We start from the raw sequence: 15,844 nt of genomic DNA, 5'->3' as shown, positions 1-15,844 counted from the left end.
TGGCGGCTGCGATGTACGTCGAGGAATCCGGCGACGGGCCGACCGTGGTGCTGCTGCACGCGATGGGGTTCGCCCACGACATGTGGGATCCGCAGTTCGCCCGGCTCGCCGACCGCTTCCACGTGGTCGCCCCGGACCTGCCCGGATACGGGCGTACTCCCGGGCCCTTCTCCTTCGACACCGCCGTGCGCGAGCTGACCGGTCTGGCCGCGGCCGGCCCGGTCCACCTGTGCGGTGTGTCGCTCGGCGCCAGGGTCGCGCTGAGGTTCGCCGCCGAGCGTCCGGCGGCGGTGGCGAGCCTGTTCCTGTCCGGATGCGGCGTGCGCGCGCCGCGCGGGCTGGCTGTCCGGCGGGCGGCCCTGCGGGCCGTGCCGGAACGCTTCTTCACGCGCGAGAGCACGGGCGCGGGGAAGGCCGTGACGCTCCAGTCGTGCCTCGCGCTGGCCGGACTGGACCTGTCCGGCTGCCCGCCGAAGGTCGGCGCGCCCACGTTGGTCACCTGCGGGTCCAAGGACACCGCGTACCTCGCGGACGCGCGGGAGCTGGCGGCCGGCATCGACGGGGCGGAGCTCCGCGTGATCGCTGGCGTCGGGCACGTCTGGAACCGCGAGCGTCCCGAGCTGTTCACCCGCACCCTGCTGGAGTGGGTGCTCGCCGCGGAGCGCCGGCGTTAGGTCCCGGCGGTCAGCGGGTTCCGCAGGGTGGGCGGTACGGGCGGTCGGGCAGGTAGTGGTGCCATTCGGCCCTGGTGATCGGGGTTCCGGCGACCGCGCAGAGCTCGGTCTCGGCCTGCCCGGCGTCGGTGTTCCACAGGTGTACGGTCGCGCCGACGCCCGCGGTGACGAGGATGGGCCTGCCGGTGTCGAACACGTCCGTGTAGAGAGCGTCGGCGGATCCGCTGAGGGTGGCGAGGGCCCGCGGGTGGCGCGGGTCGCTCACGTTCCACAGCCAGGCGGTCCCGTCTCCCGCGGTGGCCGCGAGGAGGCGGCCGGTGCCGTCGAAGACGACGGACCAGACGTAGTTGTCGGGGCCGGTCAGCTGCACGGGGAGGGCGCGCGGGTGGCGCCGGTCGGTGACGTCCCACAGCAGCACCTTGTTGTCCGCGCTCCCGGTGGCCATCGTCCGGCCGTCGGGGCTGAACGCGGTCGTGAACACGTAACGGCTGTGGCCGGTGAGCGGGCGCCCGAGCGGGGCCGGGTGCCGCGGGTCGGCGACGTCCCACAGGTAGACGTGGGAGTCGGCGCTGCCGGCCGCGAGGGTGCGGCCGTCCGGGCTGAAGGCCGGTGCGTAGGCGTAGTTGGAGGGCCCGGTCAGGGGCGGTCCCGTACGGACCGGATGGCGGGGGTCGCTGATGTCCCAGAGCCACACCTTCTTGTCGTTGCCGGCGGCGGCGACGAGACGGCCGTCCGGCCGGAACGCGAATCCCTGGATGATCCCGGCCGGGCCGGTCAGCCGCGTCGGCAGCGGCGCGGGGTGGGCGGGGTCGGCGACGTTCCACAGCTGGGAGCCCCCCTCGATGCCGCCGATCGCCAGCGTCCTGCCGTCCGGGCTGAGCCCGCTCGCGCCGGAGGCGTGGCCGACGCGTACCGCGTCGTGGATCGCCGGGCCGAGGGGTAAGGGGTGGCGCGGATCGGCCAAGCTCCACAGCTGCGCGGTGCCGACGGAGGAGGCGGTGGCCAGAAGGTGGCCGCGTGAGCTGACGGTGGTGGAGAAGATGTCACCGCTCTCCGCCTGGACGACCGGTCCGGGCAGGTCCCAGATCCGGGCGGCGCCGTCGGCGGCGCTGGTCGCCAGGGACCCCGCGCCGAGGAACACCACCGCGGTCACCGGTCCCGGATGCGGCAGCGAGGTGGCGTGCGCGTGGGTGGCCACGTCCCAGATCCACAGCTCGCCGTCGGAGGCGGCCGCCGCCAGGGTGGCGCCGCCAGGGGCGAACGCGACGGAGTTGACCCAGCCCTTGGGGCCGGTGAACGGCCTGCCGAGGGGCACCGGACGACGGCCGGTCAGGTTCAACAGCCGTACGGTGTCGTCGGCGCCGCCGGCCGCGAGGGTATGGCCGTCCGGGCTGAACGCCACCGAGAAGACCGACTTGGCCGAGACCTTGAGCGCGGCGCCGAGCGGACGCGGACGGGCGCCGAGCCGCCACAGCCGTACAGAACCACCCGCCGATCCCGCCGCGAGGGTGCGCCCGTCCGGGCTGAAGGCGACGGACTGCACGGCGCCGCCGGGCCCGGCGAGCCGCCGCCCGAGGGGTACGGGCCGTGCCGGGTCGCTCAGGTCCCAGAGCCCGACGGTCCGGTCCGCGCTGCCGAGGGCGAGGGTACGGCCGTCCGGGCTGAAGGCCACGGAGTACACGGTGTCGCGGGCGCCGGCGAGCAGGCCACCGTCACGTACGGTGTCGCCGTCGAGCCGCCAGAGGCGTACGACGCCCCCGCCGCCTCCGCCGACCAGCAGCCGTCCGTCAGGGCTGAACGCCACGGAGAAGACGGTCTCGGGCCCCTGCAGCGGGCGCCCGACCGGGGTGGGGCGGCTCCGGTCGGCGAGGTTCCACAGGCGTACGGTCCGGTCGGTGCCGCCGGTGGCCATCCGATGCCCGTCGCGGGTGAACGCGACGGTCTGCAGGACGCCCGGCGAGCCGAGCACCCGGGTCACCGAGGGTCCCGAGGAGGACTCCAGCAGGCTGGACCGGGCCTCGCGCGTCGGCGCGACCCGGTAGGCGGCCAGCGAGAGCTGCCCGGCCAGGTCCACGTCCTTGGCGCGCAGCTTGTCCGCCTCGACCGCGACCCGCCGGGAGATCGCCACGTCGCGTTCCTCGTCGGCGTGTACGCGCTGGCGGAACGCGACGACCGCGAGCACGCTGGCCACCAGGGACAGCCCGAGCAGCACGGCCAGCAGCTCCTGGCGGTGGCGGCTCCGGCTGCGGGCGGACCGCTGCTCCGCGCGTTCGTGGTCGAGGCTCGCCGCCAGGAACTCCCGCTCCAGGGCGTTGAGGTCGGCGGCGTGCCGCGTGTCCTCGGCCCACTCGGCGGCCTCGGCGAGACGCACCGTCCGCAGGAGGGTGCTCGGATCCTGACGGGACTCGCGCCACACCTCGGCGGCGAAGGACAGCCGGCGGTGGGTGCGCAGGCCGACCCGATCGGCGTCGAGCCAGGCGCGCAGTCTCGGCCAGGCGGCCAGCAGTGCCTCGTGGACGAGGTCGAACTCATCGGTGGCCACGGTGATGAGCCGCTGGTCGATGAAGTGGTCGAGAACCTCGATCACCTCGTCGCCCGGCGGCAGCTGGCCCAGCGTGACCCGGCGGCGCGTGTCGCCGGTGTCATCGGCGATGTGCACCAGCCGCAGGAAGATCTGCCGGGCGATCCGCTGCTGTGCGGAGCTCAGCCCGGCATAGGCCGACTCGGCGGTGCGGGCCACCGCTCCGGCGATGCCGCCGCTGTCCTGGTAGTCGGCGATCGTCAGCCCCCGCCGGTGGCGGCGCAGCCAGGTCGCCAGCAGCGCGTGTGACAGCAGCGGCAGGGCGCCGGCGTCATGGGCCGCCTCGGACCCCTGGTCGTGGGCCGACGCGCGAAGGTCCTGGAGCAGGAGGTCGGCGAGGCCGTCCTCCAGCGTCAGCCCGGCCTTCTGGGCCGGCCCCACGATCGCCCGGCGGAGCTCGGTCTCGCTCATCGGCCCCACGACCACCTGCGCGGTCTGCAGGATGCGGGCCAGCTCGCGGTGGCGCAGCGCCCGTGCGTAGAAGTCGGCGCGCAGCCCGATGACGACGAGGGCGGACGTCCGCGCGACGGCCTGGAGCGCGGTCAGGAAGGCGACGCGCTCGGTGTCCGTGCAGCCGTCGGTGAACACCTCCTCGAACTGGTCCACGATGACGACGAGCCGCCCGCCGGCCTCGCCGGTCGCCGAGGCGGACACCGCCTGCTCGGCGAGGTCGGCGGCACGCGCCGGGTCGCCGCGTACCCCGTCGACCACCTCGTCCGTACGCCCGGCGAGGTCCGCGAGCCTGGCCGCCAGCTCGCCGAGCGGGTCCGCGCCCGGGGTCAGGAGCAGCGACGGCCCGTGCAGTGCGGGGATCAGCCCGGCCCGCAGCAGGGACGACTTTCCCGAGCCCGAGGGCCCGGTCACGGCGAGGATGCCGTCGGCGGCCCGCCCTTCGAGCACCCGCGCGACCAGGGTGGCGGTCAGCGCGTCGCGGCCGAAGAACCACTCGGCGTCCTCCGGCTGGAAGCTCGCCAGCCCCAGGTACGGCGCACGCGTCTCCGCCGTGCGCCGGCCGGGACTGCGGCGTACGCGCCGCAGCGCCTCACTCCAGCGCGCGACGGACTCAGAGTCGGTCACCCCGCAGGCGCGCAGGATGCCGGGCAGCCGCGCAGGTCTCAACGGCGGCAGATGGCGGCCGGCGAAGTAGTCGCCCATGGTGCCGACGGGCAGTCCCGTCGCCTTGGCGACGTCGCGTACGGTGAGCCCGGCCAGCTCCCGTAATCGGGTCAGCTCGCCCGCGAAGTCACGCCGGGTGACGATCCTTGACGGATCGGGCGGCTCGGCTCCGTATCGCGGTTCGCCGGTCATGATCCCTCTCACCCATGGTGACGAACGGGTCGCGGACCGAGCAGACGCGTGTACGGCCTTGTACGGATATTGGGCCACCCGCTGGTTCGAGGACTCATGCGTGTTCTCCTGCCTGTATCGGACCGGAACACGGGGGTCGGAGTTCCAGCTCGTCATCGGCGCGGGGTGCGCCCTGTCGGAGGCGCAACCAAGTCCACCGCATCGCACGACTTGGTTCCGTGGCGAGTGACACAGCGCCGGAGGTCTGTCCTGTTCCGGTCGCAGTAGTGGCACACGGACGGGAGTGGCCATGAAGCGGGACGAAGAAGACCTGCGTTCGGGCGGGGACGGGTACGCGATGGAACGAGGAGGCACATGGTTTCACGGTCCGGTCAGGACCCAGGGGGACTTCATCGCCGGAGTCAAGGTGGTCCATCAGGCCGCGCCACGGATCGCGCCGCCGATCTGGCAGCTGCCGATGGCGCCGGACACGTTCGTGGGCCGGGAGGCGGAGCTGTCGGCGATGGACGCCGCACTGCGCTCGGCCGGCTCGCGCTCGTCGGTCACCGTCGTGGAGATCCACGGCATGGCGGGGGTCGGCAAGACCTCACTGGCCGTCCAGTGGGCGCACCGGACGGCGGGCAGCTTCCCCGGGGGCCAGCTCTTCCTCGACCTGCAGGGCCCCTCGGCCCAGCGGGCGCTGCCGCCGAACCGGATGCTGTTCTGGCTACTGCAGGGCCTCGGCATGGCCTCCGTCGACATTCCGGCCGACGAGGTGCCGCGTGCCGCGCTCTACCGGTCCCTGCTCGCGGACCGCAAGGTCCTGGTGGTCCTCGACAACGCCGCGAGCGCCGAGCAGATCACGCCGCTGCTGCCCGGGGGCGCGGGCTGCCTCGTCGTGGTCACCAGCCGCACGCACCTGGCGGGGTTGGTCGCCCGGTACGGCGCGATCTCGGTGCCCGTCCACCCGCTCTCCTTCGAGGACTCACGTGAGCTCACCAGGCATCTGCTCGGCGCCGAGCGCAGTGAGGCCGAGCCGCAGGCCGCGGCCGACCTGGCCGAGTCGTGCGCGCGGCTGCCGCTGGCCATCAGGATCGCGGCCGCCGGGCTGGCGACGGGGCCCTTCTGCTCGGTGGCCGAGCTGGTCGAGGAGCTGACCGGCGCCAGGCTCGACACGCTGGAGATCGACGGCGACCCGAGCCTGGCGATCCGCTCCGCCTTCGCCGTGTCCTACGAGAACCTCGACTTCCAGCAGCGCCGCGCCTTCCGGATGCTCAGCCTCATCCCGGGCCCGCACTTCGGCGTGGAGAGCGTCGCCGCGCTGCTCGACCTGTCCGTCCCGGCGGCACGGCGGCTCGCCTACCGGCTGGTCCGCAAGCACCTGGTCGAGCAGCGCACGCCCGGCCGCCTGCGACTGCACGAGCTGCTCAGGGAGTACGCCGGTGAGCGGCTCGCCATCGAGGACGGCGGAGAGAGCGACGCGGCGATCCGGCGGCTGCAGAACTGGTACCTGACCTCCGCGCGCACCGCCGCGGCGGCACTGGGCGAGAAGCCGGCGAGCCCTCTCGACGTGCCGGCCGCGCTCGCCCCGGCGGGCGGCATCGAGGCGTGCCTGGCCTGGTTCGACGCCGAACGCGCCGGCCTGGTCGCCACGACCCGGCAGGCCTCACGGATGGGCGAATGGGCGCTGGCCTGGGGGCTGGCCGACGCACTGTTCGCGTTCCTGCGGCGCGGCAGGCACAACAGCGACAACATCGAGATCCACGAGCTCGGCCTGGCGGCGGCGCGTTCGGCCGGTGACCGCTGGTCCGAGGCGCTGATGCTCGACCATCTCGCCGTCGTACGGTGCGACCTGGGAAGGTACGCCGAGGCATCACAGGACGCCCAGGCCGCGTACCAGATCTTCACGGAGCTGGACGAACACCTGCGGGCGGGCTGGGCGCTCAACACCATGTCCCGGGTCGAACGCTCGCGCAGCCGTTACGACAAGGCACTCGAACACGGCACCAAGGCCTTGAAGATATTCTTCGCGGCCGCCGACCGGCACGGCGTCGCCGAGGGCCTGGAGAAGATCGCGCAGGTCCACTGGCGGCAGTCGCGCTACCGCGTGGCGCTGGGCTATGCCCGCGAGTCCCTGCGCATCCACCGTTCGCTCGCCAACGTGCCCGGCGAGGCCGACGCGCTGGAGACGGTCTCGCGCGCGCTGCGCCGGCTGGGCCGCTGTGCCCCCGCGCTGCGGTACGCCGAGCGCGCGCTCGCCGTACGCGAACGGATCGGCGACCGCCGCGGGCAGGGAGAGGCGCTGGACACCCTGTCCCGCGTGCTCCGGCGGCTGGGCCGCTCGGCGGACGCGCTCCGCTGCGCGGGAGACGCCCTGCGCATCCGCGAGGACGTGGGCGACCTCGCCGGGATGGCGATGAGCCTGTGCAGCCGGGCGCACATCCTGCGCAAGCTTGGCGACTACCCGGCCGCGCTCCGCAGCGCCTTCGAAGCGCTGCGGATCTGCCAGGAGATCTCCGACGAGCACCGGGAGGGTGAGTCACTGGCGACGATCGCCACGATCCAGCACGACTCCGGAAAGTACGACGAGGCGATCGGCCATGCGCAGCGTGCCCTGGCGATCCGGCGGCGGATCGGCGACAGGTACGGCGTGGCCTCGGCGCTCAACACCATCGCCATGGTCGAACACCGGCTCGGGCGGCACGCCGACGCACGGCGCGACGCCGAGCACGCACGCGACCTGCAGAAAGAGATGAAAGACCGGTACGGGCTCAGCGAGTCACTGAACAACCTCGCCGAGATCGAGCGCAGCGCCGGCGAGTACGCCGCCGCCCTCGCCCACGCGCGTGCCGCGCTCGCCATCCGCGGCGAGAGCGGCGACCGGTTCGGCGTCGGCGAGAGCCACGGCACCATCGCGCGGATCCAGTGCCGTACCGGCGACAACCGGGGCGCGATGGAGAACGCCAGGACGGCGCTCCGCCGCCAGCGCGACATCGGCGACCGGTCCGGGCAGGGGGTGACGCTGGACGTCCTGGCGCAGATCCACATCCGCAGAGCGGAGTACCGCGAGGCCACCGCGCACGTCGAGGAGTCGCTGTGGATCCGCCAGGAGACGGGGGACCGACGCGGCATCGCGGAGAGCACCGCGATGATGGCGCAGATCCTCTGGCACCAGGGCTCCTACGACAAGGCACGCGCACGGGCGGAGGAGGCACTGGCCATCCAGCGGGAGATCGGCGATCTCGGCGGGGTCAGCCACACGCTCTACGTCCTCGCCCGCGTCTTCTCCCGGTCGGCGCGCTATGACCGGGCGCGTGCCTGCGCACTGGAGTCCCTCGCGATCTGCCGGCGCACCGGTGACCGGTACGGCGAGAGCGACGACCTGCTCACTCTGGCCCACATCAACCGCAGGCAGGCCAGGTACTCCGAGGCGCTGCGGATCGCGCGGGACGCTCTGCGCATCAAGCGGGAGATCGACGACCGGGCGGGTGAGGCGGAGTCACTGGCGCTCATCGGGCGCGTGCACTGGCACCTGGGCCACCACGAGGACGCCCTGCGCGACCTGGACCTGGCCCTCGGCATCCAGCGGGCGGCCGGCGACTCGTACTTCGAGGCGGAGACTCTGCGCACGATCGGGCTCATCCACTGCGGCTCGGCCCGCTACTCCACCGCGCTGGACCGGCTCACGGCGGCGCTGCGCATCGAACGCGGCATCGGCGACCTCGCGGCCGAGGGCCGTACCCTCAACGCGCTCGCGACCGTCTCCCGCTACCAGGCGGCGTACCTGAAGGCCGTCCGGCACGCGCGCAAGGCGATCCAGATCCAGCAGACGATCGGCGACCGGGGCGCGGAGAGCGGCGCGTGGGACAACCTCGCGCGGACCAACTACCTGCTCGGGCGCTGCGAGAAGGCACTCGGCTACGCCGAACGGGCGCTGCGCATCCGTACCGAGCTCGGCGACCGCCGCGGCCAGGCCGAGACGCTGGACACCCTGTCGCGCTGCCACCGCCGGCTGGGCCGCAACGAACGCGCGGTGGCCCTCGCCGAACAGGCCCTGACCCTGCACCGGAAGATCGGCCACCGGCGTGGGGAGGCGGAGAGCCTGTGCACACTCGCCCACGCGCGCTGGCGGCTCGGCGACCAGGAGACGGCCTTGGCCAACGCACGGGAGTCGCTGCGCATCCGGCGCGAGACGGGCGACCTGCACGGCCAGGGCGAGGTCCTGGACCTCATGGCCCGGATCCACCGGTTCTACCGGCGCTACCGCTCCGCGCTGGACCTCGTCACCGAGGCACTGGCCCTGCGCCGCGAGATCGGCGACCGGCACGGCGAGGGCGACTGCCTGAACACCATGGCACGGCTGATGCGACGGACCGGCGACCTGGACCAGGCACGCTCCTACGCTCGGCGGGCACTCACCGTACGCGAGGAGATCGGCGACCGGCGCGGCACCGCCGACACGCTCGACAACATCTCCCGCATCCACGGCCAGGCCGGCGAACACGAGCAGGCCCGCCACCACGCACTGGGCGCACTGGAGATCCAGACCGACGTCGGCGACGAGTGGGGACGGGGCCTGAGCCTGCTCCAGCTCGGGAGGATCCACTGGGCGCTGTCCCTGCGGGACCCGGCGAGGGAGTACTTCGCCCAGGCGATGACGGCCTGCGAGCGGACCGGAAACGGGGAGGGCGCGGCGGAGGCCCGGCAGTGCCTGACCTCCATGACGGACCGCGTGACGCCGCCGCGGACGGCCACCTGTGCCGGCGGTACCGCCGAGTTCCCCGCACGAAAACGACGACAACGGAGGTGAGCCACGTGCTCGACAACTGGCGACGGCGCGGCGTGGTCCCCACGGCCCGCCACGATCTGACCATCACCCGGGTACGGCCGCTGGACACCCTGCACCGGCCGGCCTGGTCCTCGCTGAACTGCTCGGTCCTCTACACCGACGTGGCGGGCTTCAGCGCCCCCGTACGGACCGAGGCCGACCGGCAGGTGGTCCGCGACCGCCTCTATGACCTGCTACGCGGCGCTTTCGCGGACTCGGGCGTGTCGTGGGCCGCCTGCTACCACGAGGACCGGGGCGACGGCGCCCTGGTGATCGTCCCCCCGGAGGTCCCGACACGGGCGGTGGCCGACCCCCTGCTCGCGCTGCTGGCGGCCGAGCTGCGCCGCCACAACCGGCGGGCCGCCGCACCGGTACGGATCCAGCTCCGCGCCGCCCTGCACGTGGGCCCGGTGTCCCGCGACGCGGAGGGCCTGAACGGAGACGCCATCATCCACACGGCCCGCATGCTGGACGCACCCCCACTGCGCGAGGCCCTGCGAGCCGCGGAGGCCGACCTTGCGTTCATGGCCTCGGCCCACGTGTACGAAACCGCCCTCAGAAGCGACGCGGGCCTGCTCGACCCGGCGACGTTCACCCAGGTGAGCTTCCGGGTGAAGGAGTCCCAGATCACCGCCTGGATGCACGTGGCAGGCTCACGCCCCGGCACGGCCGTCGCCGAGGCCGCCCCGCCACCGGACACCGGCCGCCCGCCGTCTCCCATCACCCACTTCCACGACCAGGTCAACGTCGACGGCGACTTCGTCATCGGCACCAAGTTCGTCGACCGCGCCCGGCCACCAGTGAACCGGACATAGCACTACAAGGTTTGACGAAGGACAGTCAAGGCGCACATAGTTAGCTGGATCGGTCAGATGCGCATGGCGCGCCGTGTCCTATGGGCTGGTGAGGCGTGGCAGTCAATCGAGGGCCGTCCGGCACAGAGTGGCCGGCCACTCTCGATGTCGGCGCTCTCCTCGCGACCGGATGGCGACCGACCCCGTTCCGTGAGTTCGTCGTCAAGATCCACAGCCGGTGCGACCTGGCCTGCGACTACTGCTACATGTACGAGATGGCGGACCAGCGGTGGCGGGATCAGCCGTATCGGATGTCACCGGAGATCGTCGACCGGGTCGCCGCGCGGATCGGTGAGCACGTACAGGCCCACGACCTGCCCTCGGTCGAGCTCGTCCTGCACGGCGGAGAGCCGCTGCTGGCCGGTCCCGACCTGATCGCTCACGCGGTGCGGTCGGTCCGGCGAGCCGCCGGACCGGCCGTCGAGACCGGCGTCTCCATCCAGACGAACGGGGTACGCCTCGGCGCCTATCTGGACCTGTTCGACGCGCTCGACGTACGGGTCGGCGTCAGCATCGACGGCGACGTCTCGGCGCACGACCGGCACCGTCGTCACGCCAACGGCCGCGGCAGCCACGACGCGGTCGCGCGGGCACTCGACGCGCTCGGGTCGGCACGCCATCGGCACCTGTTCGGCGGCCTGCTGTGCACGGTCGACGTCGCCAACCCGCCGGTCGCCACGTACGAGGCCCTGCTGAGCCACGCCCCGCCGAAGATCGACTTTCTCCTCCCCCACGGCAACTGGTCCGCACCGCCGCCGGACCGCGAACCGGGCTCGGCCGAGACGCCGTACGCGGACTGGCTGATCGCCGTCTTCGACCGCTGGTACCGCGCACCGCGCCAGGACACCGAGATCCGGCTGTTCAGCGAGATCATCCAGCTGCTGCTGGGCGGCACGTCGTCCAGCGAGGCGGTGGGCCTGTCACCGGTCGGCGTGGTCGTGGTCGAGACCGACGGCGGCATCGAACAGTCCGACATGCTGAAGTCCGCCTACGACGGCGCGTCAGTGACCGGCCTGCACGTCCTGCGGAACTCCTTCGACGACGCACTGGCCCTGCCGTCGATCGCGGCGCGCCAGATGGGCGAGCTCGCCCTTTCCTCCGAGTGCCGCGCCTGCGGGTTACGCCGCGTCTGCGGCGGCGGGCTCTATCCGCATCGGTACCGCGCCGGCGACGGCTTCGCCAACCCCTCGGTCTACTGCCCCGACCTGTTCCGTCTCATCACCCATATCCGGCATGAGATCGCCGCCGACCTCGAAGGCCGCCGCGACACCGTGTCCCCAGAAGGGCGGCGATGAACCTCCGACCGCATCGGCTGTCTCGTGAGATGTTCGCCGCGCTGGCCGCGGGTGGAGGGGGGAAGTCCGCCGTCGCCGCGTTGGCGGACGTGGAGTACAGCAAGCGGCTGCTGCTGTTGCGCGGTGTCGTGGAACGGTCCGCGCGCTCCGGGCATCCGGCGGCGGCCGAGGCGGCCCGCGGCTTCCAGGTACTCAGCGACCTCCAGGAGAAGGCTCCCGCCGCGGTCGACACGGTGCTCCGTTACCCGTCCACCGGCGCGTGGGCGCAGCGTACGGTCCGCGGCCTGCTCTCCCACGGGGAGACCCGTTCACCGGGAGCCACGCCCGGCCGGCTGGAGGCCCTGGCCGCCGCGGCGGCGATTCGCGCGGGCGTACGGATCGCGGTCGGGGTGACCATCGAGGACGGCCCTCTGTCACTGCCGTCCCTCGGCACCGCGGATCTCCCGCCCGGCCGCGCGGTGGTCCACGTGGGCGGCGACGGCGCCGAGATCACCACCGGGGCACGGACGGTGCGGGTCCCGGCGGACCCTCACACCGACGCACCGGGCTGGCGCGGTCTGCGGCGGCTGACCGCCCGGTCCTGCGGCCGGCGGCTCGACCTGCTCATCGACGACCTCGATCCCTACCGCATGCCGACGATGGACAACGTCACGGACCGCCTCGACGCGCGGGAGATACGCGCGTGGGCCGGGGCGTTCGGGCCGGCTTGGGAGATGCTGGTCCGGAACCACGCGACGGCCGCCGGAGAGATCGGCGCCGGACTGCGCGTGCTGACGCCCCTGGCACCCCCCGGCCACGGCCAGGTCAGCGCCTCCGCACGCGACACGATCGGTTGCGCGGCGATGTCCACTCCGCCCAGCGCCCGTGCGATGGCGGTGACCCTCGCGCACGAGATCCAGCATGGCAAGCTCGCGATGCTCCTGGAGCTGGTCGACCTGACCAGGCCCGACGACGGCAGCCGCTACTACACGTCGTGGCGGGACGATCCCCGCCCAGCGAGCGGCCTGCTCCAGGGTGCGTACGCCTACGTCGGCGTGACGGGCTTCTGGCTGCACCAGCGCGCACACGAGACCGGCACGGCGGCGATGGAGGCCCACGCCGAGTTCGCCCGATGGCGGGCGGCCGCGCATCTGGTCACCCGCACGTTGCTGAGCTGCGGACGGCTGACGGAGGAGGGGACGGACTTCGTCACCGGGATGCGGCGCACCTTGCGCGGCTGGGCGGACGAACAGGTGCCCGCGGCCGCGACGGCGCTCGCCCGGCGGGACGAGGAGGACCACCGCGCGCGCTGGCGGCACCGCAACGGCGAGATCCGGCTGCCCTTCGCCGCCGGGCTGCCCTGAGCCCGGTCAGATCGGCGGAGGGTCGAAGTCGAAGTCGAGGTGCCGGCCTTCCCGCGCGACCTTGGTGTCGGGGTGGTCGTCACCGAGCACGTCGTCGTACGCGGGGTAGGTCTTGTCGGCCAGGTCCGCGGCCTCGGCCGCCGCGCCGACGGCACGCAGGTCGATGATGAGGTTGGCCGCGCACCCCAGGGTGAGGGGGTGCCGTTCGCCCAGGACCGTGCGGGTGCGGGTCAGCGTGTCCTCGCCGAGCTCGCGTGCCTCTTCGAACTTGCCCAGCGCGGCCCGGTCGCTCGCGAGGTTGGTGGCGACGGTCAGCGCGTAGTGGTGGTCACGGGTGAGCTTCGCGTCGAGGCCGGTGAGGCACGTGGTGTTCAGCTCGTGCGCGCGTTCGGCCTCACCGGTGACCCGGTAGAGCAGCGCGAGGTTGCCCATGCAGCACAGGTAGAAGGGGTGCTGCTCGCCGTACACGTCCGGGTAGCGCCTCATCGTGTCGTCCGCGAGGGCGAGCGCCTCGTCGAACCTCGCGAGCACGCGATAGACGTTGGACAGCCCCATGGCCGCGGCGAGCGTGTCCGGGTTGTTACGGCCGAACAGCCGGGTGCAGCGCTCGAACACGTCCCGCGCCATCTCCAGCGCCTCGTCGTAGGCCGCCGTGCGGCGCATCGCGATGGCGAGGTCCTTGCTGGTGCGTAGCGTCCAGTGGTTCTCGACTCCCAGCTCCTGGCGGCCGAACTCCAGTGCCTCCTCGCCCAGGTCACGGGCCGTCGCGTACGCACCACTCTGGCGGACCACCCGGGCCAGGCCACACCACGACGCCAGTTCGTCGGTCTTGTTGACGCCACTGGTGCTAGGCGCCTGGCGCTGCTGGTTGAAGGCCACCAGGTGGAGCTGGCGGGACTCCTCATACTTGCTGAGCAGGCCGTAGTCGAGAGCGAGGTTGTTGACCATGCGCAACGTGCGCGGGTCGTCCTCGCCGAGCCGCGCCACGTGCTGGTCTCGTGCCAGCTCGTCGTGGTCCCTGGCCTCGGCGAATCTGCCGAGCGCGCGGAGATCGCCGCCGAGGCCACCCAGGAAGGTCAGAACATTGGGGTCGTCGTTACCGAACGCCTGCCGAGCGCGGTCGAGCACCGACCTGTCGATCTCGGCGGCCTCGTTGTACTGCCCCACATCGCGGAGCACGTCGGCGAGGAACCGCTGTGCCTGTAGAACACGGAGGTCGTGGTCCGCACCCGGCTCGCGCTTCCACTGTTCGATGAACGTCTCGACAAACGTCCGGGCATAGTCCCAGTTGCCGGACCGATAGAGGTAGCGAACCATGTTGAGGGCGAAGTCCCTCACCTCTGGATCGGTGCTCTCCGCCACGCGTGCCGGAAGCACGTGGGCGATCAACTCGTTGAACCCCAACCAATGGGCCTCGTCGTTCGGGTCCTCGGGGGCGTTCTTGGCGAGCAGCATCTGCACTTCTCGGCGGAAGAGGTCCCCCTCCGCCTCCTCAAGCCCCTCACGAAGGAGTGCCTGCACCAGCCGGTGTACCTGGATGGTGCGGCTGGGCAGGTCGACTCGCGCAAGCGCGAACCGGCCGAGCTCCCGGATGGCCCGCATGAGCAGAATCGGATCCGCAAGAACGGTGCCGAGCAATGGTCTGGTCCCCTGCCCGAAACGCCGGAACATGTCGCGGGGGATCGGCTCCGCTCCGAAGAAGGCACAACAACGCAGCAGCTCGACGGCCTCTGGAAGCTTGTCTCCCAACGCGGACACCGAGAGCGACCACGCCGCCGTCATCGAATGGGGGTACTCCGACGGCTTGCTTTCGGCCATCAGCTCCGCTGTGCGCTTCCTCAGCAGGTCGAGGTAGTCATCGACCGAGACACCGGTCTCCGCCTGCAGCGCGCCGGCCTGCTCGAGCGCCAGCGGAAGATCGCCGAGTTCGGTGGCCAGACGATGAGCGTCCGTATCGCTCATCGTCGCCGACACCCGGCGCTGCAGGAACGCGACGCTCTCTTCGCGCCTGAACACGTCGACCTGGAGCGTGTCGACCACGCCCTGCCACAAGTGGTTTCGTGAGGTGATCAGCACATGACCAGTGACGTCGGGATCGCCCTCCGGCAGCAATCCCTCAAGGTCCTCCGGCTCACCGACGTTGTCATAGATCAGCAACCAGCGGTCGAATGGCTCGCCCTTACGCAGAGCTTCCAGCACCGCGTCGGCTGCCTCGCCGATGCCGGTAGCTGTGGCGGACGGAAGGTCGAGGTAAGGCGCCAGACCCGCTAGGGAAGGCCGTACCAGCATCGGCTGATCGGCTGGCACCCACCACACGAGCTGGTACTCCGACTGGTAACGATGGGCGTACTCGGTGACCAGCTGAGTCTTTCCAACGCCGCCCATGCCCTGGAGCGCGTGAGAGGTGATCTTCAGCGAGTTCCCAGCGTCGGGGTCGCGAGGAGCCACGTCGCCAAGAAGGGGTAGAACCGCCGTCTTCGTCCGGATCCTGTCATGGAGTTGCCTGAGCAGGTCGTCCCGGCCGGTGAAGTTGATGTTACGGCCCGGCACCTTGCGACCCCAGACCTCAGGAGCCGCTCCCCAACCGGGCTCTTGCGAACTCGTCACCGCGCGCCTTCCACCGGGCCAACAATTTTAGCGAACATCCTAGGGATGTTTCCTTGCCACCGCGACGACCGACAAACCTCCCACCAAACCGCCACGTGCCACATAAATCCCTGAAACAGCACGTGCAACCACTAATGCGTCAATAACTCCACCTGGCCCGGTTCGCTGGGCACCGAAGGAAGGATCACCATCACCTAACGAACGGAGTTTTACCTGCGCAGGTATGCATTGGCACGGTCCGACAGGCGATGCTGTGCAGATGGATCGCCAGCGGCCTCGGCCTGATCCGGCCAGGTTCCCCCGTCGTACAGAGGGGAAGGTATTGGATGGGTGCACCACACACGGTCAGAGGAAGCACATGTACAAGGACCCTGA

7 protein-coding genes are annotated in these 15,844 nt (G+C 71.9%); 5 read left to right on the top strand and 2 right to left on the bottom strand.

Annotated elements, in window-relative coordinates; genetic code table 11:
• Positions 1 to 11: 11 nt before the first annotated feature.
• Entirely contained in the window at positions 12 to 674 is a 663-nt protein-coding gene (locus FB559_RS23400) for an alpha/beta fold hydrolase (protein ID WP_141957650.1), read from the top strand.
• Between the two features lie 10 nt (positions 675 to 684).
• Here FB559_RS23400 and FB559_RS23395 read toward each other — a convergent pair whose 3' ends face one another.
• Positions 685 to 4,563, bottom strand: coding sequence for an nSTAND1 domain-containing NTPase (locus FB559_RS23395; RefSeq protein WP_185792361.1), 3,879 nt, complete (start codon positions 4,561 to 4,563; stop codon positions 685 to 687).
• A gap of 289 nt (positions 4,564 to 4,852) precedes the next feature.
• Between FB559_RS23395 and FB559_RS23390 the strand changes: the two genes are divergently transcribed.
• The 4 genes from FB559_RS23390 to FB559_RS23375 all read left to right on the top strand — a co-directional run bounded on the left by FB559_RS23390 (position 4,853) and on the right by FB559_RS23375 (position 12,862).
• Positions 4,853 to 9,352 (top strand): tetratricopeptide repeat protein, encoded by a 4,500-nt coding sequence (locus tag FB559_RS23390; RefSeq protein ID WP_141957646.1) that lies wholly within the window; start codon positions 4,853 to 4,855, stop codon positions 9,350 to 9,352.
• A gap of 5 nt (positions 9,353 to 9,357) precedes the next feature.
• Positions 9,358 to 10,185 (top strand): hypothetical protein, encoded by an 828-nt coding sequence (locus tag FB559_RS23385; RefSeq protein WP_141957644.1) that lies wholly within the window; start codon positions 9,358 to 9,360, stop codon positions 10,183 to 10,185.
• 95 nt (positions 10,186 to 10,280) lie between these two features.
• A complete protein-coding gene (locus FB559_RS23380; RefSeq protein ID WP_141957642.1) occupies positions 10,281 to 11,519 on the top strand; it encodes an FxsB family cyclophane-forming radical SAM/SPASM peptide maturase in 1,239 nt (412 codons plus the stop codon).
• The gene (locus FB559_RS23375) at positions 11,516 to 12,862 is read left to right on the top strand and encodes an HEXXH motif domain-containing protein (protein WP_141957640.1); all 1,347 of its coding nucleotides are present in this window, start codon (positions 11,516 to 11,518) and stop codon (positions 12,860 to 12,862) included. The genes FB559_RS23380 and FB559_RS23375 overlap by 4 nt, the downstream gene beginning before the upstream one ends.
• Before the next feature lie 6 nt (positions 12,863 to 12,868).
• Here the strand turns inward: FB559_RS23375 and fxsT are convergent, their stop codons facing one another.
• Positions 12,869 to 15,412 carry an FxSxx-COOH system tetratricopeptide repeat protein gene (gene fxsT / locus FB559_RS23370; RefSeq protein ID WP_246121956.1) on the bottom strand — a complete coding sequence of 848 codons (2,544 nt, stop codon included), beginning with the start codon at positions 15,410 to 15,412 and terminating at the stop codon, positions 12,869 to 12,871.
• Positions 15,413 to 15,844 lie beyond the last annotated feature (432 nt).

Origin of the sequence: Actinoallomurus bryophytorum, assembly GCF_006716425.1 — a bacterium.
Classification (GTDB): Bacteria; Actinomycetota; Actinomycetes; order Streptosporangiales; family Streptosporangiaceae; genus Actinoallomurus; species Actinoallomurus bryophytorum.
The sequence above is the reverse complement of the archived record's forward strand: the minus strand, read 5'-3'. Positions and strand labels throughout refer to the sequence as shown.